General features: G+C 68.5%; 23 protein-coding genes and 1 pseudogene. 17 read left to right on the top strand and 7 right to left on the bottom strand.

What is annotated here, in order from left to right:
* Positions 1-112 precede the first annotated feature (112 nt).
* The 8 genes and pseudogenes from AB0M97_RS11075 to AB0M97_RS11040 all read left to right on the top strand — a co-directional run.
* Positions 113-547 carry a very short patch repair endonuclease gene (locus AB0M97_RS11075; RefSeq protein WP_365960489.1) on the top strand — a complete coding sequence of 145 codons (435 nt, stop codon included), beginning with the start codon at positions 113-115 and terminating at the stop codon, positions 545-547.
* A gap of 278 nt (positions 548-825) precedes the next feature.
* On the top strand, positions 826-3,378 hold the full coding sequence (locus AB0M97_RS11070; RefSeq protein ID WP_365960488.1) for a Z1 domain-containing protein: 2,553 nt from the start codon (positions 826-828) through the stop codon (positions 3,376-3,378).
* Positions 3,375-4,400, top strand: a complete 1,026-nt coding sequence (locus AB0M97_RS11065; protein ID WP_365960487.1) for a PD-(D/E)XK motif protein — start codon at positions 3,375-3,377, stop codon at positions 4,398-4,400. Before AB0M97_RS11070 ends, AB0M97_RS11065 begins: the two co-directional genes overlap by 4 nt.
* Entirely contained in the window at positions 4,397-6,349 is a 1,953-nt protein-coding gene (locus AB0M97_RS11060) for a hypothetical protein (protein ID WP_365960486.1), read from the top strand. Before AB0M97_RS11065 ends, AB0M97_RS11060 begins: the two co-directional genes overlap by 4 nt.
* Entirely contained in the window at positions 6,346-7,245 is a 900-nt protein-coding gene (locus AB0M97_RS11055) for a hypothetical protein (protein ID WP_365960485.1), read from the top strand. Before AB0M97_RS11060 ends, AB0M97_RS11055 begins: the two co-directional genes overlap by 4 nt.
* The gene (locus AB0M97_RS11050; protein WP_365960484.1) at positions 7,242-9,065 is read left to right on the top strand and encodes a DUF6339 family protein; all 1,824 of its coding nucleotides are present in this window, start codon (positions 7,242-7,244) and stop codon (positions 9,063-9,065) included. The genes AB0M97_RS11055 and AB0M97_RS11050 overlap by 4 nt, the downstream gene beginning before the upstream one ends.
* A 9-nt stretch (positions 9,066-9,074) precedes the next feature.
* Positions 9,075-10,433: a DNA cytosine methyltransferase gene (locus AB0M97_RS11045; protein ID WP_365960483.1), complete on the top strand. Its 1,359-nt coding sequence runs from the start codon at positions 9,075-9,077 to the stop codon at positions 10,431-10,433.
* Between the two features lie 367 nt (positions 10,434-10,800).
* Positions 10,801-10,988, top strand: a pseudogene (locus tag AB0M97_RS11040) (VOC family protein); the annotation flags it as partial.
* 111 nt (positions 10,989-11,099) lie between these two features.
* Here AB0M97_RS11040 and AB0M97_RS11035 read toward each other — a convergent pair.
* Positions 11,100-11,732 (bottom strand): ATP-binding protein, encoded by a 633-nt coding sequence (locus tag AB0M97_RS11035; RefSeq protein ID WP_365960482.1) that lies wholly within the window; start codon positions 11,730-11,732, stop codon positions 11,100-11,102.
* 224 nt (positions 11,733-11,956) lie between these two features.
* On the opposite strand from AB0M97_RS11035, the gene AB0M97_RS11030 reads away from it, so the two are divergent.
* The 7 genes from AB0M97_RS11030 (at position 11,957) to AB0M97_RS11000 (ending at position 15,804) form a co-directional block, all read left to right on the top strand.
* On the top strand, positions 11,957-12,802 hold the full coding sequence (locus AB0M97_RS11030; RefSeq protein ID WP_365960481.1) for a helix-turn-helix transcriptional regulator: 846 nt from the start codon (positions 11,957-11,959) through the stop codon (positions 12,800-12,802).
* A complete protein-coding gene (locus AB0M97_RS11025; RefSeq protein WP_365960480.1) occupies positions 12,803-13,027 on the top strand; it encodes a DUF397 domain-containing protein in 225 nt (74 codons plus the stop codon).
* A 277-nt stretch (positions 13,028-13,304) separates the two neighbouring features.
* The gene (locus tag AB0M97_RS11020; RefSeq protein ID WP_365960479.1) at positions 13,305-13,511 is read left to right on the top strand and encodes a hypothetical protein; all 207 of its coding nucleotides are present in this window, start codon (positions 13,305-13,307) and stop codon (positions 13,509-13,511) included.
* Complete coding sequence (locus AB0M97_RS11015; RefSeq protein ID WP_365960478.1) at positions 13,495-14,013, top strand: DUF6879 family protein; 519 nt, start codon at positions 13,495-13,497, stop codon at positions 14,011-14,013. Before AB0M97_RS11020 ends, AB0M97_RS11015 begins: the two co-directional genes overlap by 17 nt.
* Positions 14,003-14,839: a helix-turn-helix transcriptional regulator gene (locus AB0M97_RS11010; protein ID WP_365960477.1), complete on the top strand. Its 837-nt coding sequence runs from the start codon at positions 14,003-14,005 to the stop codon at positions 14,837-14,839. Before AB0M97_RS11015 ends, AB0M97_RS11010 begins: the two co-directional genes overlap by 11 nt.
* 139 nt (positions 14,840-14,978) lie before the next feature.
* Positions 14,979-15,203 (top strand): DUF397 domain-containing protein, encoded by a 225-nt coding sequence (locus AB0M97_RS11005; RefSeq protein WP_365960476.1) that lies wholly within the window; start codon positions 14,979-14,981, stop codon positions 15,201-15,203.
* Positions 15,204-15,288: 85 nt separating this feature from the next.
* Positions 15,289-15,804, top strand: a complete 516-nt coding sequence (locus AB0M97_RS11000; RefSeq protein WP_365960475.1) for a hypothetical protein — start codon at positions 15,289-15,291, stop codon at positions 15,802-15,804.
* 15 nt (positions 15,805-15,819) lie between these two features.
* On the opposite strand, the gene AB0M97_RS10995 is transcribed toward AB0M97_RS11000, so the two are convergent.
* The 3 genes from AB0M97_RS10995 to AB0M97_RS10985 form a co-directional block, all read right to left on the bottom strand.
* Positions 15,820-17,517, bottom strand: a complete 1,698-nt coding sequence (locus tag AB0M97_RS10995) for a glycosyltransferase (protein ID WP_365960474.1) — start codon at positions 17,515-17,517, stop codon at positions 15,820-15,822.
* Positions 17,518-17,708: 191 nt separating this feature from the next.
* Positions 17,709-18,161 (bottom strand): DUF2267 domain-containing protein, encoded by a 453-nt coding sequence (locus tag AB0M97_RS10990; protein ID WP_365960573.1) that lies wholly within the window; start codon positions 18,159-18,161, stop codon positions 17,709-17,711.
* A 386-nt stretch (positions 18,162-18,547) separates the two neighbouring features.
* Entirely contained in the window at positions 18,548-18,967 is a 420-nt protein-coding gene (locus AB0M97_RS10985; protein WP_365960473.1) for an Hsp20/alpha crystallin family protein, read from the bottom strand.
* 187 nt (positions 18,968-19,154) lie between these two features.
* On the opposite strand from AB0M97_RS10985, the gene AB0M97_RS10980 reads away from it, so the two are divergent.
* On the top strand, positions 19,155-19,457 hold the full coding sequence (locus AB0M97_RS10980) for a hypothetical protein (RefSeq protein ID WP_365960472.1): 303 nt from the start codon (positions 19,155-19,157) through the stop codon (positions 19,455-19,457).
* Positions 19,458-20,077: 620 nt separating this feature from the next.
* On the opposite strand, the gene AB0M97_RS10975 is transcribed toward AB0M97_RS10980, so the two are convergent.
* Both AB0M97_RS10975 and AB0M97_RS10970 read right to left on the bottom strand, forming a co-directional pair.
* The gene (locus AB0M97_RS10975) at positions 20,078-21,583 is read right to left on the bottom strand and encodes an MFS transporter (RefSeq protein WP_365960471.1); all 1,506 of its coding nucleotides are present in this window, start codon (positions 21,581-21,583) and stop codon (positions 20,078-20,080) included.
* 204 nt (positions 21,584-21,787) lie between these two features.
* Complete coding sequence (locus AB0M97_RS10970; RefSeq protein WP_365960470.1) at positions 21,788-23,152, bottom strand: DUF445 domain-containing protein; 1,365 nt, start codon at positions 23,150-23,152, stop codon at positions 21,788-21,790.
* A 165-nt stretch (positions 23,153-23,317) separates the two neighbouring features.
* Between AB0M97_RS10970 and AB0M97_RS10965 the strand changes: the two genes are divergently transcribed.
* Positions 23,318-24,655, top strand: a complete 1,338-nt coding sequence (locus AB0M97_RS10965; protein ID WP_365960469.1) for an SGNH/GDSL hydrolase family protein — start codon at positions 23,318-23,320, stop codon at positions 24,653-24,655.
* A gap of 105 nt (positions 24,656-24,760) precedes the next feature.
* Here AB0M97_RS10965 and AB0M97_RS10960 read toward each other — a convergent pair whose 3' ends face one another.
* Positions 24,761-25,558, bottom strand: coding sequence for a DUF1707 domain-containing protein (locus AB0M97_RS10960; RefSeq protein ID WP_365960468.1), 798 nt, complete (start codon positions 25,556-25,558; stop codon positions 24,761-24,763).
* Positions 25,559-25,561: the final 3 nt, after the last annotated feature.

Here is a 25,561-nt window from a genome sequence, read left to right as displayed (position 1 = left end):
CGCGCCGGGCACGGGAGGCCGACGCCTCCTGTCGCGAAGGGCGTGCTCTCCGGCCGGCGCCGGGCGCCTGAAACGGTACCCACTGCCGCGAGCCCGCCGGCACAATGCACACGTGCCCGATGCCGTCCCGTCCTCCGCCGCAGTCTCCGCCCGCATGAGCCGCCAGAACTCACGCGACACGGCTCAGGAACTGGCGGTTCGACGGTTGCTGCACGCATCCGGCCTGCGCTACCGCGTGAACGTCCCGGTGCCCGGCATGCCCCGCCGCACGATCGACATAGTCTTCCCCAGGACCAAGATCGCCATATTCCTCGATGGCTGCTTCTGGCACGGCTGCCCCGAGCACGCGACCCGGCCCAAGGCCAACGCTGAGTGGTGGCGAACCAAGTTGGACAAGAACATGGCCCGCGACATCGAGACGACCGAGCACTTGCGCTCGGCGGGCTGGACGGTGCTTCGATTCTGGGAACACGAATCAGTGGAGACCGTCGCCCGCCGAATCTCCACCACGGTCACATCGAAGCAAGCGACGCCCGAGAAGCCTTGACCGTGCGCGAACGGAAATCCAGAGTGCCTTATGTCTGATTCTGCTGAACAACCACCTGCTTTATCCGGTGACTCACGGCAAGAACCACCGAGGCCGGAACTCATCGCGGCATCACGATTCACTCGCCCATGACACGTCCGCGCAATAGTGTGCAGGACTTGTGAACCCGGGGTGCTGGTCCGCACCCCGGCATCCTTCCCCCACGTGTCCGCACGTCCGGCCCCGGGGGCACCTACGGACCAGTCGGCTGAACAGAAGAAAGTAGGGGCGGTCGCCTCATGACCGATGACATCGACGCACTGTACGAGACCTTCCAGGCGCTGCTGGAGACGTTTCCTCCGGCAGAAGCGGTCAAGCGGTTGGAATTGCTGCGCGTCGAGCAGCATGTCATCGAGGCGATCCGCGAGCGGCACGAGCAACACACCATACGCATCAAGGAACTGGAAGAGCCGCACGCGGTGATCATGGGCAACCGCGACACTTGGTACACCGGGCCGCAGCCCAAGGACAAGTGTTGGCCCGCGATCGTCAGTCAGCTCCGCAAGGACGGTTGGCCGGACGAGCCGGCCATCCGGGATCTGAACGACTCCTCCACTCGAGTCGTCTCACTGTTGAACCACCCGAAGGAAAAGGCGTTCTCCTCACGAGGACTCGTCGTCGGATACGTGCAGTCCGGCAAGACCACCAACTTCACCTCGGTCATGGCCAAGGCCGCGGATCGGGGTTACAAGCTCTTCATCGTGCTGGCCGGCATCCACAACGGTCTGCGCCGCCAGACGCAGGCCCGTCTGGTCCAACAGCTCGTGGAGCCCAACCCGTCCCTGTGGTCCCAACTGACGGGGCTGGAGAAGGACTTCACGCCGCAGGAGAACCCGGCCTCCTACTTCGGCAAGAGCAACAGGACCCACGTCCTGTGCGTGGTGAAGAAGAACGCGACCGTTCTGAGGAAACTTTCCCGCTGGCTCGACCAGGCCTCCGACTACTTGAAGGAATGTCCCGCGCTCATCATCGACGACGAGGCGGACCAGGCCACCGTCGCCACCAAGTCGATCAACCCGTTGATCCTCAGCATCATGAGCAGCCTGCCTCGGTCCGCCTACGTGGGATACACGGCGTCTCCGTTCGCCAACCTGCTGATCGATCCCAGTGCCGAAGACCTCTATCCGCGGGATTTCATCGTCAACCTGCCCAAGCCGGAGGGACACTTCGGTACCGAGGTGCTCTTCGGACGCTACGCGTTGGACGGTGAGCACGAGGACGACGTGGATGACGGCTACGACATGATTCGCACGGTTCCGCTTGATGACGTGCCGTGCGTACGCCCCGAGACGAAGGCCGACGTCGAAGGCTTCGAGCCGTTCATCACCGATACCCTGCGCAAGGCGATCGAGTACTTCTGGCTGGTCACGGCGGCTCGCCGGATTCGCGGGACAGGCAACCCCCACAGCACCATGCTGATCCACACCAGCGTGAACACGTCCGTGCACAACAGCTTCAGGCGCCCGCTGGAGCGTCTGCGGGAGCGAACCGCCAAGTCCCTCGGCGAACAGGCCGTTCTCGCTCGGCTGCGCACGCTGTGGGACACGGAGACTGCCCGCGTCCCGGCAGAGGACTTCGGCGAGACCAAGGTTCCCTTCGAATCACTGTTGGACGAACTGCCCGGGGTGCTGCGCAACTGCCGGATCATCATGGACAACTCCAGCAGCGAGGACCGCCTCGACTACGAGAACGGACCGGTGGTTGCAATCGCCGTGGGTGGCAACACCCTCTCGCGAGGCCTCACCCTCGAGGGCCTGTCCGTCAGCTACTTCGTGCGAGCGGTCTCCGCGTACGACACGCTGCTGCAGATGGGGCGCTGGTTCGGCTTCCGCAAGGGATACGCGGACCTGCCGAGGATCTGGATGACCGACGAACTGGCCGAGTGGTTCCGCCACCTCGCGACCGTCGAGACCGAGATGCGCCGCGACATCGACGTCTACATGACCGAGGACGAGACGCCGCTCACCTTCGCCGTTCGCCTGCGCACTCACCCCGCACTTCGCGTCACGGCCGCCGCCAAGATGCGTTCGGCGGTGACAGCGGCCTCGTCGTACGGCGGCAGGAGCGTGCAGACCCACTACTTCCACACCGACGCGGAGTGGCTGCGCGGAAACATCACGGCCGCCAAGAAGCTGGTCGCCGCGTCCCTCACCCACGCCGTCGGCGTGGACGACCGCTCCGCGAAAGGCCGTTACGTCTTCAGGGGCGTTCCGTACAACATCGTGACCGACTTCCTGAGCTCCTACCGATTCCACGAGAATTCCCCTGAGAACGACCCCGAGCTGATCACCGCGTACATCCGAAAGCGTGTCTCCGAGGCGAACTCACTGCGCCGGTGGAACGTCGCAATCATCGGCAAGCCTGCCGCAGAGCCCTTCTACTTCGCCCCCAACGTGGCGGTCGGCCGCGTGGTCCGTTCCCGGCTGGACACCAACTCGGGCCCCGGCACAGTGGACATCAAGAGGCTGATCAGTACGCGAGACGCGGCAGTCGATCTGGACGCAGACGTGGCCAATCTGGGGGAGAAGGCCATCATGGAAGCTCGTCGTGCACAACTTCCCGACACAGGGCTGCTGGTGCTGTATCCGATCGACAAGACTTCCGCCCCGGAGCCCGGCCACAAGGCACGCAAGCCCTTGGACGCCGAGGAGCACGTCATCGGCGTCTACCTCGTCTTCCCGGACCCCGGCCACGGGGACAGCACGGTGCAGAAGTACATCTCCGCCGATCTGTCCGGTGTGCGCATCGAGGACGAGGACATCAGCGGTCTTCTCGAAAGTGAGGACGCGTGAGCGACGAGGCGTTCCGCAAAGTCGTCGAGGAGACCTGGACGGCGTTGGAGGCCCGCCCGACCACGGCTGAGCATCGCCTGCGCGTGTCGCATCTTCCCGTGGAGACCGCGCAGGGCCCCTTGGCCGCCGCCGTCGACCACGAGGGGCACCGTCATCTCCTGGTGCCCATAGAGACGCGGCGCAAGGTTCGTACCGGTCTCGACGGGCCCGCTCTGCAGTTGCGCAAGCGGCCCCTGGAGGACGAGGACACCTATCAGACGTACGCGGACCTGACCTGTCGGCGCAGGGATCTCAACGACGTCTTCGCCTCACTCTGCGTGGACGTCCTTGACACCGTCGGGAAGCCGGCCGGCGACCCGGTCAAGGCCCTGTACCGCGTCCTGGACCGTTGGAAGGCGCTGTTCCAGTCGCAAGGGCCTGTACTGGGACCCGAGCAGCTCGCCGGCCTGTTCGCGGAACTGGTCGTCCTGGGCGAACTTTTGGACAGGGATCCGAGCGCCCACCGTCTGTGGCGCGGTCCGAAGGGGCATCGCCACGACTTCTCGAACGGCACCACCGCCGTCGAGGTGAAAGCCGGCACCGACCGGACCGGTCGAAGGCCCCGAATACACGGCCTGGACCAGCTCCAGGCCCCGGTCGACGGAACCCTCTGCCTGGTATGGCTCGGTCTTCATCGCGTCATCGCGACCAGCGGCGGAACCGGCTTCGTCGAACAGGTCGAGCGGGTCTTGGAGATGTGCGACGACGAGACCGCCCTGCTCGGTCTTCTCGCCGAATGCGGCTACCGCCGTTTCGAAGCCGAACACTACCGCGACGTGCGCTTCGCGGTGGCGGAGGAGAGATGGTACGAGGTTGGCCCCGGCTTCCCCGGACTGACCGGAGAAGCCCTTGTGTCCGCCGGTCTCCCCGTCTCGATATTCGACGTCGAGTACACCGTCGATCTGTCCGGCGACAGCCCCGCCGCGCTGACCTCCGACGAGATCGCGCGGACGATCGACCACATGCTCCAGGAGTCCCCGTGACCGAGCCTCGCTGGTACTCCCAGCCCTATCCCCCGGAAGGCGCGAGCGCGGCCGAGGGCATCCGCAACCAGCTCGGACGCCCGGAACTGGACCTGCTCACCATCCTGGTCCGGGAGTCCGCCCAGAACAGCTGGGACGCCCGGCTCCCGGACTCCTGCGAGCCGGTCGACTACCGCATCGACATGTGGACCGTCGGCCCCGCGCATTCTGCCGTCTGGCGCACGCTGCTCCAGAGCGGTGCCCCGGCCAGGACTGACGACTTCCCACTCCGCGAAACGCTCAGGCGAGGGAACATCCGCGTCCTGTCGGTGTCCGACCGGGGGACGAGAGGGCTCGGCGGTCCGACACGCGCCAACGAGGCCGTGGGCCCGGAGCGGGACTTCGTCTCGTTCATACGGAACATCGGCGAACCCCGGGACACGGCACTCGGCGGTGGCACCTACGGATTCGGCAAAGGCATCTTCTACCTGCTGTCCCAGTGCGGAACCGTGTTGGTGCACTCCCGCTGCCGCACCCCCGACGGGGGCCACGAGACGCGCCTCATCGGATGCACCCTCTGGGGCAGTTACATGGCAGTCGAGCCGGGAGGGAAACGCCGTTACACGGGCCGCCACTGGTGGGGCGACTTCTGCGATGGCGTTGTCGAACCGCTCGTCGGGCAGCAGGCCGAAGCGGTGGCCCAGCGCCTCGGACTGCGGCCCTTCGCCCCCGACGAGACGGGAACCACCGTTGTCGTCGTCGACCCGAATCTCGACGAGATGGAGCCGCACGCCGCGGCCGACTACCTCGCCGACACCGTGGCCTGGCACCTGTGGCCGAAGATGATCTCTGCGGACGGCGTTCCTCCCGCCATGCGCTTCACCGTCACGTGCGACGGCGTCCGACACGACGTCCCCGACCCGCGCACGAGCCACCCCCTCAACATGTTCGTCGCGGCCTACGAGGCCATGAAGGGCGCCGACGGACGGGACCTGGCGTGCCGGAACCCCAAAAAGCACCTGGGGCGCCTGGGACTCGTGAAGCGCATCGTGCCCCCCTTGGAGAGCAACCGCGCCCAGCGCATGCTGAACATCGAGGACCTGATCCATCACGTGTGCCTCATGCGCCCGGCGGAACTCGTCGTCACCTACCGCCCCGGGCCGAAGCCTCCGACGGTCCACCAAGGTTACGCCGGTGTGTTCCGGGCCGACGAGGCAATGGACGACGTCTACGCCAAGGCGGAGCCGCCCACGCACGACGCCTGGAACCCGCATTCGCTGGACCGGCCCGAGAGCACCTACGTACAGACCACGTTCCGTCGTATCGACGAGGCACTGAACGGTCTTCTGTCCCTCGGTGGTGGTGCACGCACCGGTGCTGGCAACATCGCTCTGGGAGCGGCCAGTTCGATGTTCTCCGGACTCGTCGGCGGCGCCTGGGGAATCGGTGGGGCGACCGACTACTCCAAGCCCGGCAGCACCGCCAGGCGCCCCGGCAGGAACGACGAGGAGGACAGCCGTCGGACCCCGAAGGGCGGGCGCACGCAGGCCCGACGCGGTGACGACCACCGGTCCGGGAGTGACGGGGACACCGGCTTCTCCTCTGGCAGCGACGGTTCCGCATCCCCGCGCAGACGCCCTCGGGTGCAGTACGTCGGGGACCCGTACTACGACGAACGCGGTGAGACCACCGTGCTCGTCCAGGAATTCCGCCTCCCCGTACCCGGCCCCCAGCGGGTCTGCATCGACCTCGCCGTCACCCTGCCCGGCACAGGCGGACGGGAGACGGATCCGCCCATCGGGGCGGCCGTGCCCGAACTGGTCGGCTGGGAGGACGACGCGGGGCGCGTGCACGACGGTGATCCGTACGTGATCGAGGGCGGCGAGAGCCTGTGGCGGGCGCTGGTCCGGCCGGCGCCCGACACCATGACCGAACTCGGAATCAAGGTCGAGGCGGTGAGCACCTCGTGACTCGGCGCGTTCTTCCGTACCGCGTTCCGCGTGAGGACGTCGTCACCGCGGAGCCCTGGCGTTTGGTCGTCGAGGACGGCGAACTCGCTCTTCCCGAGGCGCTTCCGGACTGGGACTACCACATGGATGTGCACGTGCGCAGAGCAGTCCGAGTCGATCTCGACCGGGCTCGGCGGGAGTCGGGCCTTCCGACGGGTGCGGCACTCGTGCTGTCCGCCGTGTGGACGGCCACGGGTTCCAACCTGAGCGGCCCCGCCCAACGTGTCAGGCTGACCGAAGCCGGTGAGGCAGCCGTACAGTTCGACTTCCGTCTGCCCGGCGCCGATCTCGGTGGACTCCTGCTCCTCGACACCGCCCTGCTGCTCGCCGAGCGCAGGAGCGACGCGCGCCCGTCCGCGCCCTGGCGGGCGGGCTCGGTGCTGTGGAGCGACCGCGAAAGCCTGCGTCTGCAGGGAGACGCTCCCCAGTTCCCCATGGCAGTGATCGACTTCTCTCGGACATCATTCCCCGACGGGGCTGCCTGGCACCTGCAGATCAGCGGGGGTCTCGAAAGCGCGACCATGGGCGCCCTGCTGCTCCTCGTCAACGAGCGCAACACCGTCACCGCCACGGCCTTTCAGAACGCCGCCGCCCCACGTCCCGCCGACCGCGTCGTCCTGTCCGCGGTCTACGCCGACGCCGCCCGCATTCTGATCGAACACGCCTTGGCGCACGACGACTTCGCCGAGGACGCCGACTTTCCCGAGGGGTCCCTGGGCGCCACGCTGCTCGCCCTGTTCGACCAGCTCTTCCCCGATCAGTCGATCACCGACGTCCGTCTGCGGCACAGCCAGTCCCCCGTGCTGTTCGCATCCGACCTCCAGGCGGCCGTGAAGATCTTCGAGGTGTCAGCATGAGCTTCCTCTACCCGCGGCTGCTCGCCGACCAGGCACGACCGCTCTTCGAGGAGTACAGGACGCTGAGCGTCGATGAACTCACCCGACGCGTGGCTTTCGCTCATGACTCCTCGGTGTACGTCGCCACCGGCGGCGACCGAATCGACCGGTCCCGCCTCAGCGAACTTCGGGAAGCAGTCGTCGACCTCGCCAAACAGTCGGGATTCCCGGACGATTCCGATCGTTCCCGCAACGCCGAATTCGACCTGCGGCTGGCCGCCATGCTGCACGCGGAAATGGGCGTCGTGCCCGCCGAGGCAGCTTCGCGGGACGTGTGGGCATTCCTCGCCCTGATCCTTTTGCCGGACGTCGCGTTCTGGCGCTACCCCCGGCCACCCAAGGATCGAATCCTCGGCACCGACCTCACCCGCCATGTCTTCGGCAGGCTGTGGTGGCGTGCGCAACTCGTGCGCGATCCCGGTGAGCCGGACCCGTACCAGGCGCTCGAAATTCTCGGCGAGGGCGCCTTCGACCAGATCTACGCAAGACGGGCGGCGCTCGGCGGCAGCCCTCACCTGGTTCGTGCCATTCTGCGCGTCTGGAACGACCTGGATCTGAGGGGATTGAACGAGCGTCGCACGCTCACTGATTTCCTGAAGCGGCTCCTGCGGCTCGCTCCCTTCGTCCTGTTCGACGGCATCGACGAGCAGGCCCTGCACGACGAACTGCGCTCCGTGGCGAAGGAGTCCGTCGACGCCCAGCGGGAGGTCCCCGCGCAGCCGCCGCCCTCCGCTGTCGGCGCTCGGGTCCCGACGCCCTCGACAGGACCCGTCTCCTCCGCGGGCGACATGTCCGCCCCCGGACCAGCCCCGAAGTCGTCGGGATCCCCCCGCCGCTTCACCTCTCTCGAAGTGTGCGCCGGCGCCGGCGGACAGGCCCTCGGGTTGGAGCGAGCCGGGTTCGATCCCGTGCTGCTGATCGACAGCAAGGCGGATGCCTGCTTCACCATTGATCGGAACCGCCCCGCCTGGGATGTCATTTGCATCGACGTACAGGATTTCGAGGTGGGCATGCGTCCGGACGTGGTGGGCGTCGACCTCGTCAGTGCCGGGTTGCCACGCGTGAAATCACTCGCCACCATCGCCCGACCCGAGGACGCCACCGAGCGCATGGTGCTGCGCGCGGTGATCGGCCTGGCCTGCGACGTCGTGCCGAAGGCACTGCTCATCGAGAACGTTCCCGACCTCGTCGAGAGCCCGGCCTTCGAAGCGGACAGGGCGTGGATCGAGGCCGCATTGAGCCGAGCCGGATTCCACACCAGTTGGAAGGTTCTGAACGCTGCCGACTTCGGCGTTCCACAAAACCGCAGCAGTGGATTTCTGGTATCTCTGCGGGCTCCGCATTTCCAGGCGTTCACATGGCCGACCCCCAACGGCGATCCACCACCGACCGTGGGCGAGGTTCTCGGTCCCTCGATGGCGTCCCGAGGGTGGCCGGGTGCGGAGCAGTGGATCAACAACGCCGATCGCGTGGCTCCGGCGCTCGTTGGCGGCTCGGACCGGCGTGGGGGCGCCGACCTCGGGCCCACCGGCAGCAAACGGGCTTGGGCCTCCCTCTGTGTGAACGGCAACAGCCTGGGGGACGAGCCCCCCGGCGCCGATTTCCCCGTGGACGAACACCCGAAGCTGACCGTGGAACAGGCGGCTGCGATTCAGGCATTTCCGTCCGACTGGCAGTTCGCGGGCGGCAAGACCTCCAAGTATCGCCAGGTGGGCCACGCCATGCCGCCGCCTCTCGCGACTGCCGTCGGGGAGGCACTCGCAACCGCTCTGCGCAGCTAAGATCTCTCCATGCGTACGCCCCGTCCCGTTGCCCCCGATCCCATCACCGTCGTAGATCTTTTCAGCGGATGCGGGGGCTTCACACAGGGCTTTCACGAGTTCCGCCCGGCGGGCGCCGACGCCGCCACCGACGGGCCTGTCTTTCACAGCATCGCCGCCGTGGAACACAACGAGGCGGCGGCTGCCACGTACGCAGTGAACTTCGGGGATCTCCGCAGCGACGATCGGGTACCGGCGGCCCGTGTCCACGTGGGTGACATCGAGGCATGGAGGCCGACTCCGGAGGCCCTCCACGCCGACGTGGTGGTCGGCGGTCCACCGTGCCAGGGTTTTTCCGCCCTGAACCGTGACAGGAAGGGCAGCGAGCGAAACCGCCTGTGGGAGGAATACGTTCGGATCGTCGCCGAAGTTCGCCCCAAGGTCTTCGTCATCGAGAATGTCGATCGCTTCCTCAAGTCGGACGAGTTCAAGAACCTTTTGAAGGAGGTGCGAACGGGGGGAAAGCTTGCGGACTACCGTCTGGTCGACCCGCCGGGTCATCAGCCGACGGACACACCGGAGGAGAGAGCCAAGCGCTACCTTCTCAACTCCGCCGACTACGGCGCCAACCAGGCCCGCCGTAGAGCCATCGTCATCGGCGTTCGGCGCGACATCGAGAACGGGCGCACGATGACTTATCCGGCGAGAACCCACGTCCGACGCCCCAGAAACGTTCATACGCCGCCTGCCCAACCACTGGAAGGAATGGATGCGGACGTCTCGTACTGGAACGCGGTCGATGACATCTTCGCCGAGTCCTCGAAGCGGGCCATAAACGGTACGGACCTTCCGGACACCAAGGAGTTCGTCCCCGAGGTGAACAGAGTGATCTCGGGCATATTCACCACGAACGACCTTCACTTCGGCCGCAACCCCGAGCCACTGTCGATCGCTCGGTACCGCGCCATCCCGCCGGGCGGAAACCGGAAGGACCTGCGCGGCAAGTGGTTCACCGTGGACGACTTCGGTGTGATTCATCTTTTTTCGGAGGAGAAGCCGGCGGGTGTGGGAACGCCGGTCGTCTATCTTTCGACCAGGAGTTGGGACAATCACAACACCGGAACCGGCGACGTCATGGGCCGTCTTCGCACGGGTGAGCCGTCGGTCACCATTCGGACCGAGTTCTACAAGCCCGAGAAGGGTCGATACCTCCACCCCTCCGAGGACCGCCCTATCACTCATTTCGAGGCGGCGCGAATCCAGGGATTCCCCCTCGACTTCCGCTGGTGCGGTTCGAAGACCGAAATTGCCACACAGATCGGCAATGCCGTACCGATCCCGCTCGGCAAGGCAATCGCCGCGGCGATCCATTCGTTCCTTCGCGGCTGACGAGGGACGCGTCGCTCGGAACTGATACTTCTGAGGGGCGCACTCTCAAACAGGGGAATGACGCCACCGCAGGACCGGCACGCTCTCGATCCAGTACGTCTGCGCCCTTGCGCTGACGCGCACCCGCACGGAATCGGTATCGGGCCGCCCTGCCGCGTACCAGTCGTCGACGGCGCCCCGGTCAAGTGCTCGGTGTTCCGGATCGGCGGCCACGACTCCTACCCCCTCGGAGGCCCGGCAGCAGGGCCGGCGGGCCGGGCCCATGAGTTTGCCGGTTGCTGAAGTCTTCCTTGTGGCATTCCCGCCCCGTCGGGGGATCAGGAAACGCCGGATCCCGGTTTCGCGGAGCGAGATGGAGGCCAGGACGGTGGAAACGCTCGCCACCACCCTGGAAACGCTGACCGAAGCCGGCCTGGGGACCGAACTTCTCCAGTACCCGGGCGACCCTCACGGCCCGAAGACGTCATGGCTCACGGACCCGGATGGTTACCGGATCGAGTGATGGAGCGACCCTCCGGACATCCCGACGGCATCACCGCAGCAAACTTCGCCTGAGGCGGCCACGGCACGGGTCTGTCGAGTGATGACGAAGCTCCCCTCGACGCGACCACGGCGCGACGCGAGACGACATCCCGCCCCATCCACAGGTCTTGACGATTACTCTCGCTAGGCGGCGTTCGCCTCCGCTTCGTAGTGCATCTGGGCGCGGTCGAGCATGGCATCCGGGTCGTGTCCGCGAGCGGCAGACCAGTGCAGCAGGTCCGCGATCAGTTCCACGGCTGATTCCCGAAGCCCCGCGTCCCCCGCGGGCCCGCGCAAAGCAATACCGCCATTGGCTGCCTGGTAGCCCTCAAGAGCATCGGCAGCCCGTTCGACTCGCCGGCAGGCCCGCCCCTCGCTGATCGCGATTTCGCACCACACAGCCTTGCCTGCCGCAGTCAGGACGGTTCCCCAGTCCGCGGCCAGCGAGGCGATCAAGTGAAGGCCACGGCCGCACTCGTGGTCGCAGCAGACTACTTTGATGGATGGTGTCTCCTGGCTCTTGTCGTGGACTTCGAGCCGGAGTCGCGGGCCTCGCCGTTCGAGGATTAGTGTTGCTGCCGCTCCTTCGCCCACGTGCTTCACGACGTTCGTGGCCAACTCGGTTACCAGGAGCTCCGCTTCGTCCGTTGCCCTGGGCATGCCCCACCGACGGAGCTGCTTCGCCGCGGCTCTCCGCAGCAGGCCGACTTCTGCCGGCACCGCCTCGAAAGGCAGCACGCAGCGGAGCCGGGGTTCGGTGACGTCGTAGCCGGTCAAAGACCGTTCCTCCCTCCCAGGCCACGCTTCTGTTGTGCGCCGCCGTGTCCATACGACTGCGCTGCGTAGCCATCCGTGAGAGCAGCATGACACAGAGAAATCTCACTGTGTAACTTCTCACGCGAATCCATCGAGTGAATCCGATAGAGGGCTGACTGGGCGGGCGCCTAGCCTGATCACGGTCTGCCGGGTACCTGCCGCCCGGCGTACGGCGAAGGAGTCCCATGTCCGAGCGCACCACCACCCGCCGCCGTCAACTGGGCGCGACAATGCGCAAGTTGCGCGCTCGCAAAGGGTTGACTCTTGAGGAGGCGGGCCGGCTGGTCGGCGTGTCCAAGGCGACCGTCAGCAGGTACGAGACACAGTCAGGGCCGGTCAAGTGGATCGTCGTGGACGCCCTGTGCCGTGAGTACGGAGCAACCGAGGCTGAACGCCAGGCCGTTGTCCGGCTCGCCAAGGACGCCAAGCAGCAGGGCTGGTGGAGTTCCTTCGCCGACTCGATCCCCGAAAGCATGAACCTGCTCCTCACGCTCGAAGACGATGCGGTGCGGGAAAGCCACTTCTCCTGCGTCTACGTACCAGGACTGCTCCAGACCCGTGCCTACAGCACCGCCCTCCAGAAGGCCAACGAGGTGCCGCTGGAAGCGGAGGAGATCGAGCGGCTGGTCGACATCCGCATGAAACGGCAGGAGATCCTGAACCGCCCGAAGCCCTTGCGGCTGTGGGCGATCCTCGATGAGTCCGTTATCCGCCGGGTCGTCGGCTCACCGCGGATCATGAAGGAACAGCTCAACCGGCTCCTTGAAGCAAACGAGTCCCCTCACGTAACGCTCCAGGTTCTGCCCTTCTCCCAGGGAGCACACGCCGCCGCTCTCGGAAGCTTCGTCATCATCGGCGGCACGGAGCCGGCCCTGGATGTGGTCTACGTCGACTTTCACACCGGCTCCCTCTTCCTTGAGAAGGAGGAGGAACTGGAGCGGTACAGACTTGCGTTCGAGTACCTCCGCGCACAAGCGTTGGACATGGAGGCTTCATCCGCCGTGATCCACCGTGCATGCAAGGAGCTCTAGATGACCAGCAAAGAGACCAGGGCAGCGTCCGAGCCTGCTTGGTTCAAGTCCTCTTACAGCGGCGCCAACGCGACTGAGTGTGTGGAGTGCGCCCGCCACGACACCGGCGTCTGGGTCCGCGACTCAAAGTGCAGAGACGGTGCGACGCTGGCTGTCACAGGCAAGGCCTGGGCGGCGCTGATAGATGGCTTGGGGCGCAGTGCGGCTGGTCACCCCAAGCACTAGCCACTTGCCCTCCTAGCACACGTGGCCACGTGAAACTGCTGCCCTCGCCGACAGGCAGTGCAGCGAGGGACGCCGTTCGCGTTCTCGGCGATGTTGCCGACGTGTGCGGCACTGGGCCTGGCGCTGGTGGCAGGTCCGGTCCCGCTGCAGGAGGCGCCTGCAAGATCGACTACCCCACTTCCGGAATATCTCTTAGATGTCATAGATGCCCTGCGGCCAACCCTCTAGCGTCGTCTCCGAGGCAGGCAGGGCGTCTGCCCGACCTGGAGGGGGAACCATGCCGCGTGAGGAGCTGACCCGGTTGACCGGCAACGGGAACGGCGAATGCGGGGGCGATGACTGCCCCAACGTCTACCGGACGCCGTCCGGTTCATTCGTGATCCAAGGGAGCGCGTCGAGTGCATTCGCCCCGCCCGGCGGAGAAGCGCTCGTGGAGATCCCGGAGGCGACTCTGCGGGAGGCTGTTCGTGCTCTTGGCTGGTGACGCCTGGCGCAGGGCATTCGATGCTATGCAGCTGGAGGCGTGGCGTCTGGAGACCTTGCCTGTGTACCGCGTGCCTCAGGAGTCAGAGGCCATAGCCCGTTTCCTGGCTGGGGAGGCGGTCACGCGTGAGGCAACGCAGCCTTGGTTTGACCGAGTCAAGGCATACGTGGCTGGCGGGCGACATGTGGGCCGCGTGCACATCGTTACTCAGCCTCTGTCGGATTATCTCCGCTTCGAGTTCGAGCACTACCGCCACAACGTCGAGGCTGGGGAATCCGTCCGAATCCTTGACGTGACCAACCGGCCCAATCCCCTTCGGGGCGTTGAGGACTTCTGGATGTTCGATCGCTCCCGCATCGTGCTCATGCGCTATGAACCGGACGGGACTCAGATCGGCCGGGAGGTATACACCGGCGATCCCGAACCGTTCCGGAAATACCAGCGTATCGCCTTGGCTGAATCAGTGCCCTTCGAGGAGTACGTGAAGGGCCTTGACCTTTGACCCTCAGCAGCTAGGGCACTCCAAAGCAGACCTGGCTGAGACGTTGAGAACACTGCGCAAGCGAGCCGGACTATCCCAAGTCCGGCTCGCTGGACGTTGCAATGTGTCTCAATCGAAAATCAGTAAAATCGAAACTGCGGAGATCACGCCAAGCCTGGTCGATGTCGAACTCATCTTGCGGGCACTCAATGCTCCTCAGCAACTGGTGGCCGAAGTTACGGCTCTGGCAAGGGCAGCCAACACCGAATGGCAGCCCATCCGTGCGTCATGGCGCCGTGGCCTGGAGAAGCGCCAGGCAGAGCTGGCAGGTCTAGAGGCCGAGGCCAACGAGCTGCGGTACTTCCTGCCTGCGATGATCACAGGCTTGTTGGCCACTCCTGAGTACATCCGCGCAAGCCTTGAATACTCGCCTGGAGATGTAACGCAGGCAGTGACGCGGAAGCTGGAACGGCAGGCGGTGCTATACGACGCGACGAAGAAATTCACGTTCCTGATCACGGAACAGGCCGCTAGATGGGCCGTGGTCCCTCCGCCAGCGATGGCCGTGCAGATTGACCGTCTAGTCTCCCTTTCACACCTGTCCAACGTGCGAATAGGGGTCGTACCGATCGGCACGGCCATAAGCCGCGGCCCCATGAACACCTTCACTGTCTACGATAAAAGGCTAGTAACTGTGGAGACGTTCACCGGGCGCACAGTCTTTAGCGATGCCCGCGACATCGCTGAGCATCTAGATGTTTTCGAGCAGTACGAGCTAAAGGCCCAGTTCGAGGGTGAGGGAAGGATTCTCCTTCAGGAATGGGCAAGCTTCTATCGTGATCTTTAGTAATCAACAGGAATAATCTTCTGCGGCACCTTCAAAGCGGTAGATCATGGGTGCGGAAGCAAGGCGGCAAGGATAAATGCCGGGCTGGGCAGATCCTTCCGCAGTGATGGCCGCGTTAGCTGAACAGAAGGGTGCAGCAATGCTGGATGGATCCAACCTGTACGGACTCGACATCTCCGAGGCCTCATTCGTGAAGGCCTGCGGAGGCCCCTGCACCGAAGGTTGCGTGACCCTTGCGCGTATCGGCGAGGACGCCTGGGCGCTCGGTGACAGCAAACGGCCCGAAGCGGAGCCGCTGCGGTTCACCACGGAGGAGCTGATGGTGGCCGGTATCGAACCAGCGCGGTTCGGGCTATCGGTCTGACATTCCCCGCCCTCAGTCGGTCCCGGCCACCTGTGCTGGGCCGGGGCCGACTGGTCCTTCCAGGTGCGACACAAAGGCGAAAGCGGTGCACCACCACGGCTATCTGTGGGTCGGTCCCAAGGAACGCTTCGACGACGAAGCCCTACGACGACCGCCGCATCCCGAGCCACCCCCGGCCGGGAGCAAACCTGAGTTGATCCAGCGCTACCGGGAGGTCGCTGCGGCGTTCGTCACCGCCGACCTTCCGCCGCTGGAAACGGCGTACTGGCTCGTCAAGCCACGGTCTCTGGTACGCGACACCTGGGACCAGACCAGGGAAGCGGCGACCTGGCTGCGGGCGCAGCTGGCCGAGTACGCACCTCGGTTTGCTTCGAGTTGGGGGCGCGGCACAACTGAGTTGACGACCCTCGTGGATTCTGCCCTTGACAGGCTGAATTCGGGTGGCGACGTATCCGTTGGTTTCTATCTTGAACGTCCCGCATACCTGTCAGTGGCGGTGGTGACGTGTTCTCCCAACCGCTCTAAGCCTGATCTCCCCTGCCCTGCCCCGCTCAATGAGCAGCTTCCTCTTGGGCGTCATTCTTCCCGGAGCAAAGTTTGAGTCGATCGCCGCACGTCAGTCGGGGCTGTTCCCCGACCAAGGGTCCGCCCTCCGCACCACCGTCCGTGCTCGCCGGCGCACCCCCGGTGGGAGACGCTTCAGGGTGTCGCGTGCTGCCGTGCGGACCCGGGGGGAGGACGTGGCGTGCAGGAGGGCTCGTCTGGCGAAGGTCGTTCGGCCCGGTGGGGACACCGCCAGGCGGAGTTGGGCTTCGCGGGTCGTCCAGGCCGGGACGACGAGGCGCGGCGGGGTGCCCGGTGTCGCCGCGGGGATGTGCGGGCGGGCCGGGGCCATCAGGCGGGGTCTGCGGCCCACGCCGAGGAGCTGGGCGTAGCACCACAGCAGGTGGGTGCCGGGGGGCATGGGGGTGCCGCCCCGCAGCGCCTGCGGGTCCAGCGTCGTCCGCCCGGTGACGAACACCCGGTGGCGGCCCCCGCCCAGGGATTCCACGCGCGGCGTCAGGTCGCCGGGCGGGAACCACCACTCGTCGCGGGCCGTGTCGTGGGCGACCAGTTCTCCGTGGGCGTAGGCCAGGGGGTGCGGGGCCTCCCAGTCCTCGGCGCCCTTGATGCCGGCCAGCAGGTCGGGGTCGAGGAGCAGGCGGCCGTAGTGGTCCACGAGGGTCAGCGGGCCGCCGTCGGGGCGGAGCATGCCGACCTTGGTGGTGATCAGGAGTCTGCCCTCGTGCCAGCGGGCGTCCTCGACCGTCACCTCGGGCTTGATCTGCCGCACCCTGGTGGCCAGTTCGAGGAGGGAGTCCAGGTTGCCCTCCTCCAGGAGCTTGGCCCGCAGCCGTGTGATCGCCGGGAGGCCCTCCCGCACGCCCGGCGGGTACGCCTCCAGGGCCATGCGGCGCACCGTCTCGAAGTAGCGCAGCAGGGATGCGCCCGTGCGCTGGAGGATGCGCGGCTCGCTGACCGGGCGCAGGAGCTCGACGCGGTACGAGCGGCGCAGCAGGTGGTCCTGGAGGGGCCCCGGGTCCGTGCCCTCCTTGATGGCGTCCACCACGGCGCGCAGATGGCCGTAGTACGTCTCCGGCGGGGTCGCGCCCGCGCTGCTGTTGCCGCCGTCCTCGCGGCGGTTCCACACGTAGCAGGGGTGGTCGCCGAGGATCGACACGCACTTGGCCCGTACGTACGCCCTGGCCATGAACAGCTGGTCCTCCAGGCGCACCCGGCCCTCGGGGAACTCGATGCCGTGGGAGAGGAGGAACTCACGGCGGAACATCTTGTGCGGGGTCAGCGATTCCATGAGCGGGGCGTCCGCCACCGTGCAGCGGTCCACCGTGCGCTTGAAGACGCTGCTCGGGCCCTGCATCGTGCCGGTCACCTTGCCGAGGACCACGTCCGAGTCGTTGCGGACGGCCAGGTCGTAGAGGCGTTGCAGGGCCTCGGGGGTCAACTCGTCGTCCTGGTCCACGAACTGGACGTACTCGCCGCGGGCCGCGCGGATGCCGACGTTGCGGGGCTTGCCCGGCCAGCCGGAGTTCTCCTGGCGGATCACGCGGACGTGCGGGTGACGGGACGCCAGGCGGGCCAGGCGCTCGGGTGAGTCGTCGGTCGAGCCGTCGTCGACGTAGATCACCTCGTACGCGTCCCGGCCCAGGGTCTGGTCGAGGAGGGACGGGGCGCAGCGGTCCAGGTAGCTGCCCGCGTTGTAGACGGGCACGACAACGCTGACCTTGAGCATCCGTACCCCCGACGTGTTCGGCATTCCGGATCTGTCGGGAAATACGGTACGCCTCATCGCCGGTCCGCGACGGGGCGGCGGCCCATCACCGTGTCACCGTGGCACCGGGGCCATGGGGCCGCGGTACGGGCGACAGGGCGATGGGCCGCAGCGTCCTTGGGGAGCGTGGGTGCGCGGGCTCGCCGGTCTCCTGCCCGGCGGCCCGTGCCGGCGCGTTACGCCGTTGGGCTGAGGTCCGCCCTGCCGAACAGCAGCGCGTAGCCCGGCGGGAGCTGGGCGAGGATCCGGGTGGTGAGGGAGTCACCCACCAGGGGCGGCAGGACGCTCAGGACGGAGCTGACGTCCCAGCGGGCCGTGGCCGGGGTCGCTCCCTCGATGCGCGCGGCCACCGAGTCCACGAACTCCGCCGCCGTCAGCCGGCGCGTGGCCGGGATCTGGGACGCGATCACCCGCGCCGCCTCCTCCGGGAGGGCGCGGGCGAGGTCGACGCGTTCGTCTCCCACGACGTGACCGCCGAGGGCCGACAGCACGATACGGGTGACGCGTTCCGCCTCCGCCGCCGTCGGGTACTGGCCGGCCTCCTGGACCTCGGCGATCAGGTCCGACCATCTGAAGGCCTCGGCCTCGGTCTTGGCCTCGGAGGCGGGGCGGGGGGCCGGCGTTCTCATTGCCGTGACGGTCGCCGTGGCGATCGGAGTGGCCGTCGCGGTCGGGCTCACCGTCGCGGTCGCCGTCGCGGTGTGCTCGGCCGGCGTGCGCGGGGGTGAGGGGCGTGTGGTGGGCGTTCCCGCCGAGGTGACCGGTTTCGTCAGCGTCTCCGTCGTCGTCCTGTGGCTCACCATGCTGGTCGGCACCGTCACGCTCGGCACCGTCGTGGCACTCATGACCGGGTTCCTCCTGGGGCCGGAAGGGGGCTCGCGTCCGCGGGCCGGGCACCGGGTACCTGGCCCGCGGAACATCACTCACACGAGTCGGACACTCAACCGCTCGGCGACTCGGGCGGCGCTCGGCGACTTCGGCGTTCGGCGAGTCGGACGCTCGGCGCCGCGGTTGCTCATCCGCTCAGCTGCTTGGGGCTGCTGCCGCCGCTGATCCGGATGCGGCGCGGCTTGGCCTGCTCGGCCACGGGGATGCGCAGCGTCAGTACGCCCGCGTCGTACGAGGCGTCGATGCGTTCCGTGTCGAGGGTGTCGCCGAGGAACAGCTGGCGGGTGAACGTGCCCGTGGGCCGCTCGGCGGCGATCGTCTCCGCGCCCTCGGGGGCGGGCCACGTGCGCTCGGCACGGACGTTCAGGACGTTGCGCTCGACGTCCAGCTCGATCGACTCGGGGTCGACGCCCGGGAGGTCGAAGTGGACGACGAAGTCGTCCCCGGAACGGTAGGCGTCCATGGCCATCGCGGCCGGACGTGCCGAGTCGAAGACCTGCTGCGCGAGTCGGTCGAGTTCGCGGAAGGGGTCGGTGCGCATGAGCATCACAGTCTCACTCCCTTCTTGAGGCGTCCTGTGCGATGCCCTCGGCTTCTGCCTTATTTATATAGCTCGGAGCGAGGAAAATTGACAAGAGGCGACTCAAGTCGGGGGCCGGTCAATCCCGGTCGGCAGGACTTCGAGAGACTTGTGCAGACTCCCCTCACCGCAACAGCAGTCCCAGGAGGCAGACATGGCGAAGGTTCCCAGCGCGGTGGTCGCCGCGGGCGGTCTCGTCGGCGGGTACGGCGTGGCCCGCTGGACCGGGAAGCGGCAGCTCGGCGGGGTCGTGCTCGCCGCCGCCGGGACGGCAGCCGCGCGGCAGTGGCGGCAGCGGGCGGGCGGCCCGGCCGCGGGTGCGCTGTCGGCGGCGTACGTCGCCGCGTTCGCCGGGTCGCACCCGCTCGCCAAGAAGGTCGGCGCCTGGCCCGCCGTCTTCTCGGTCGCGGGCGCCGTGGCACTCGCCTCGTGGGCGGTCGCCGACCGGCACGGCTGAGGCATCCCTTCGGGACGCCGGCCCTCGCGTGCCCTAAGCACCGCCCCGCCGCGCCGACCGGCGCGACTGAAGCGAGGCCTCGGGGCCTCGGGGCCGCCCAATCGGTGAGGTCCCAGGCCCGCCTCCGCCTCGCCGGCCCACGCGGCTGAGGCACGGCCTCCGTCCTGTCGGCCGACACGGCTGAGACATCCCTACGGGACGCCGACCGTCACGCCCGAAGCACCGCCCCGCCGCGCCGACCGGCGCGACTGACGCACGGCCTCCGGGCCGCCGACCGGCGGGACCCCAGGCGCGCCTCCCGCCGCCGACCAGCGAGGCCCTACGCCCGCCTCCGACCGCCGACCAGCGAGACCCCAGGCCCGCCTCCGGACCACCGGCCGGCCAGGCCACACGCGCACCTCCGGTCCGCCGACCGGCGTGCCCGGCGCACCACCCCGTCTCGCCGGACGAGGTCCCCGGCGCACCGCCCCGGGACGCCGGTCGGTGAAGCCGAGGCACCGCCTCCGTCTCGCCGGCCGACGCGCCCGGCGTACCGCCTCCCGCGCGCGATACGGGCGTACGGCCCGGCCGCCCCGCCGGAGAGGGGTCCGGCCGCCCCACCCGGAAGGGCGGCCTGGGGATCAGGCCGTCGCGTGGCGCGAGCCCGTGGACGCCGTCTGCTTCGCCGTCGCGGTCAGGGGCATGGCGATGTCCTCCAGCGACCGGCGTTCCGCCTTCACCGCCAGCGCCGCCGCCATCAGACCGGCCGCGCACATCAGCGCCGCGCCGATCTGGAACGCGAGCACCGTGTCGCCGACCTTGCCCGTACCGGTGAGGTCGGCGAACAGCAGGGGCCCGCTGATGCCGCCCGCCGCGGTGCCGAGGGCGTAGAAGAAGGCGATCGACATGGCGCGCGTCTCCATCGGGAACACCTCGGAGACCGTGAGGTACGCGCTGGACGCGCCGGCCGACGCGAAGAACAGCACCGCGCACCAGCACGCCGTCAGGGTCGCGGCGCTCAGCGAGCCGCGGTCGAACAGCCAGGCCGTGCCGAACAGCAGCAGCCCGGACAGCAGGTACGTCGAGGAGATCATCACCCGGCGGCCCACCGTGTCGAACAGCTTGCCCAGCAGCAGCGGGCCGCAGAAGTTGCCGAGGGCGATGACGGCGAAGTAGTAGCCGGTGCTGCCGGTCGGCACGTCGAAGAACTTGGTCAGGATCGCGCCGAAGCCGAAGGTGATGGCGTTGTAGAGGAACGCCTGGCCGATGAAGAGGGCGAAGCCGAGGATCGCGCGCCTGCGGTACTTGGAGAACACCGTGCGGCCGATCTCCAGGAACGTCACGCTCTTGCGCTGGTGGATCGTGATCTCGCCCTGCGGGCGCGGCAGCGGCTCGCCCCGCTCCGCCTCGACCTGCCGTTCGATGGTGGACACGATCCGTTCCGCCTCGTCGTCGCGGCCGTGGATCAGCAGCCAGCGCGGGCTCTCCGGGACGTGCCGCCGTACGAGCAGGATGACCAGCGCGAGGACGGCACCCAGGGCAAACGTCAGCCGCCAGCCCACGTCCTTGGGCAGCACGGACTCGTTCAGCGCGACGATCGACAGCAGCGAACCGCCGACCGCGCCCAGCCAGAAGCTGCCGTTGATCATCAGGTCGACGCGACCCCGGTACTCGGCCGGGATCAGCTCGTCGATCGCGGAGTTGATCGCCGCGTACTCGCCGCCGATGCCGAAGCCGGTGAGGAAGCGGCAGAGAAAGAACCACCAGGTGTCGAAGGACAGGGCGGTCAGGGCGGTGGCCGCGAGGTACACCGCCAGCGTGATCATGAACAGGTTCTTGCGGCCGAACTTGTCGGTCAGCCGGCCCCAGAACAGGGCGCCCAGGCAGGCGCCGCCCACATAGAGCGCGGCGGCCAGGCCGGTGACCTGGCCCGAGGTGATCGGCAGTCCGCTGCCGGGCTCGGACAGGCGGCCCGCGATGTTGCCGACGACCGTGACCTCCAGGCCGTCCAGGATCCATACGGTGCCCAGGCCGATGACGACCGACCAGTGCCAGCGGGACCAGGGCAGGCGGTCGAGGCGGGCGGGGATGGCGGTGGTGATCGTGCGGCCTGGTTCTGCGGGGGCGGCTGCGGCCGAACTGCTCATGGGCTCCCTCCTCAGCGGGCGAAAGTGGGGGACGGGTGCCCTTGAGGTGGACGTGTCATGCCCTTGCCGGCGCCCGGCACGTTCCGGCACCGGCGCGGTCCGGTCGCCCGGCGCCGCGGTGGCCGAACGGGGGTGCGCGGCCCGGCACTTGGGGGGTGCCGCCCGCGCCGCCCCGGGCGGCAGGCGTGCCCGCGGTCCGCTGTCCTACGCCCCCAGCATCCGCGCCACCGTGTAGATCGCCAGCCCCGCCAGCGACCCCACCACCGTGCCGTTGATCCTGATGAACTGCAGGTCGCGGCCGATGTGGGCCTCGATCTTGCGCGTCGTGTGTTCCGCGTCCCAGCCGGCCACCGTGTCCGTGATCAGGGACGTGATCTCCTGGCGGTAGGTGGTCACCACGTACACCGCGGCGCCCTCCACCCAGCCGTCGACCTTGCCCTGTACCCCGGCGTCGGAGGACATGCGCGCGCCGAGGGACAGCAGGGAGGCCCGGACGCGCAGGCGCAGTTCGCTGCGCTCGTCCTCGGCCGCCGCGACGATCATGGAGCGTACGGCGGTCCAGGCGGACGCGATGAGGTCCTGGACCTCGCCGCGGCCCAGCACGTCGCCCTTGAGCCGTTCGACACGCGCGCGGGTGTCCGTGTCGGACTGGAGGTCGGCGGCGAAGTCCGCGAGGAAGCGGTCCAGGGCGCCGCGCGCCGGGTGGGTGGGCATGTCGCGCATCTCGGTGACGAAGCGCAGGAGTTCCTTGTAGACGCGCTCGCCGACCTTCTTGTCGACGAACCTCGGGGTCCAGCCGGGCGCGCCTCCCTGCACGGCGTCCATCACGGAGTCGCTGTGCACGACGAGCCAGTCGTGGGCGCGGGAGACGATCAGGTCGACGGCGCGTTTGTGGCCGCCGTCGGCGACGATCTTCTCCAGCATCTTGCCGATGCCGGGTGCGATCTCCTGGGCGCCCGCGCGGCGCGTGACGGCCTCGCCGACCACCGCCTGGACGTCGGCGTCGCGCAGCACGGTCAGCGCGCCCCGCAGCGCGGTGGACAGCTCGGCGGTGACGCGGTCGGCGTGCTCGGGCCGGGCGAGCCAGGCGCCGAGGCGGCTGCCGATGCCGACGGCGCGCAGCCGCTGCCGTACGACGTCCTGGGAGAGGAAGTTCTCGCCGACGAACTCGCCGAGGGAGACGCCGAGCTGGTCCTTCTTGGTGGGGATGATGGCGGTGTGCGGGATGGGCAGGCCGAGGGGCCTGCGGAACAGCGCGGTGACGGCGAACCAGTCGGCGAGCGCGCCGACCATGCCCGCCTCGGCCGCCGCCGCGGCATAGCCCGCCCAGGGGCCGGCGCCCGCGTGCGAGGCCCATTCGGCGAGGACGTAGACGACGGCGACCAGCAGCAGCAGGCCGGTCGCGGTGAGTTTCATGCGGCGCACGCCGCGCTGTTTCTCCTCGTCGGCCGGGCTGAACGCGGTCATCGCGCGTGCGGCCGAAGCGGGGACGCCACGACTGCCCGCCCCGTCCGCTGTTTCCCGTTTTGTCCGATCCATCCGCTCCACCCATCCGGTGATCCCGCACACATTGTCCCTTCCTGACCGACTCCTGGAACGGAACAGGAGTTCCCAGCGTCTGTTCGGAGGGGGAATCGGGCGGGGCCCGTCAGCTCCCGGCACGCCCCATGACGCATCATGGGCACATCAGATCGGAGCCCCGGGCTCCCATCGCCCGAGGAGAACAGCACCAGCATGACCCGGCGTCACGGATACGCCCTGCTCGCCGCGATCGTCTCTTTGATCGTGGCTCTTTCCGCCGCACTGTACGTCGGGGTCGCGTCCGACGAGAGCGGCGACCACACCACCACCGTCGTCGGCCGAGGCGCCCCGCGCGGCTCGGCGCAACCCGCCTCGACCGGCACCTGGGTCGGCACCTGGTCCGCCTCGCCGGCCGCCGCCGAACCCGGCACGGAGACCACGGGCCTCGCGGGCCGCTCGGTGCGCAACGTCGTCCACACGACCGTCGGCGGCACCAGCGCCCGCATCACCCTGTCCAACCTCTACGGCCAGGCGCCCCTCACCATCACGCACGCCTCCATCGCCGTCGCCGCCGGGCCCAACACCCCGGCCGCGGCGGCCGGCACCATGCGCCGGCTCACCTTCGCGGGCGGCGCCCCCACGGTCGTCGTCCCGGCCGGCGGGCAGGTGATGAGCGACGCCGTCCGCCTCACCGTTCCGCACGACGGCGACATCCTCGTCACCACCTACTCGCCGACCCCGGCCGGGCCGGTCACCTACCACCCGCACGCGCGGCAGACCTCCTACGCCGCCCCGGGCGACCGCACCGAGGACGTGACGGCCGCCGCGTACACCGAGCAGTCGCCGTCCTGGCGGTACCTCACGGCGCTGGACGTGCTGAGCAACGAGGCCGACGGGACGGTCGTCGTCCTCGGCGACTCCCTCACCGACGGGATCACGTCCACCCCGAACGCCAACGCGCGCTGGACGGACGTCCTCGCCGACCGGCTGCGCGAGGCCGCCGCGTCCGGCGCGGACGTGCCCCGCTACGGCGTCGTCAACCAGGGCATCAGCGGCAACCGCGTCCTCACGGACGGGCTCGGCCGCCCCGCCGACAACCCCAGCGGGCTGAACCGCTTCGCCCGTGACGTCCTCGGCCGCACCAACGTCAAGGCCGTCGTGATCGTCCTCGGCGTCAACGACATCCTGCGCAACCCGCGGCTCGCCGACCCGCACGCGATCCTCGACGGGCTGCGCACGCTGGTCGGGCAGGCCCACGCGCGCGGCATCAAGGTCGTCGGGGCGACGCTGATGCCGTTCAAGGGGCACCGCGGCTTCACGCCCGAGCGGGAGGCGGTGCGGCAGCAGATCAACGCCGAGATCCGCGCGGGCCGCGTGTTCGACGCGGTTGTGGACTTCGACAGGGCGCTGCGCGACCCGTACGACCCGCGGCGGCTGCGCGCCGACTACGACTCGGGCGACCACCTCCACCCGAGCGACAAGGGCTACGCGCGGATGGGCGAGTACTTCGACCTGGACGACCTGAAGGGGGCGGCTCCGGCGGAGCTGTGAGTCGGGCCGCGCGGCTGCGGCGCAATGGTGCATCCGGGCGGCGCCGCTCCGACGCACCTGTGGGCAAAGGGGGGTGCCGCTCGGCGGCGCCCCCCTTTCCGTGGTCTAGCGCTCCTCGGAGCGCCGCCGGTGGCCGTGACCGTGCCTGCCCAGCAGGTCCTCGTGCGCGTCCAGCATCCGGCGGTGGCCGTCCGCCGCGTCCTCACGCACCGGCTCCCGCAGCTCGCGCCGGGCCTGCCTGCGCTCCAGCCGGTCCTGCCGCCGCTCCTCCTTCAGCCGTTGCCGCTCCGCCCGCGTGTGCTTGCGCTCCACGCCGACGCCGCCCCAGAAGGCCAAGCCCTTGATGATCACGCGCGGCGCCCCGGGGTCGCCCGGCACGCCCTCCTCACGCTGGTCGAAGCCGCCCATGATGCCGATGCCGCGCACGGCGACCTCCACCCCGGGCGGCACGGTCACCTGCACGCCGCCCATCACGGCGACGCAGTTGATCTCGACCTCTCGGTCCGCGAAGTACGCCTCGCGCAGGTCGAGCTCGCCGCCGCCCCAGAAGGCGAAGCAGTTCATCCGCTTCGGCACGGTCCAGCGGCCCTTGCGCTGGAAGCCGGACAGCACCCCCACGGCCGTACCGGACGACCCGTCGCCGCCGACGATCCGCTCCGCCCAACTCCCGCCGCCCGCCGCGTCCTTGTGCGGCGCGACGGCGGGCGGTGCGACGCCCGGGGCGGGCAGGTCGCGCGTGAGGGGCGCCAGCTCCCCGTAGGTGCGCGCCCCGTAGGTGGCCTCCAGCCGTTCCTCGAACTCCGCCATGTCGAGGCGGCCCTCCGCAAGGGCGTCCCGCAGGACCTCGGCGACACGTTCACGGTCGGCGTCGGAGGCGCGCAGCTCCGGGGCATCGTCGCTCATGGC

The organism is Streptomyces sp. NPDC051207 (assembly GCF_040682395.1).
GTDB lineage: Bacteria > Actinomycetota > Actinomycetes > Streptomycetales > Streptomycetaceae > Streptomyces.
This window is presented reverse-complemented; position numbering and strand designations above follow the sequence as displayed.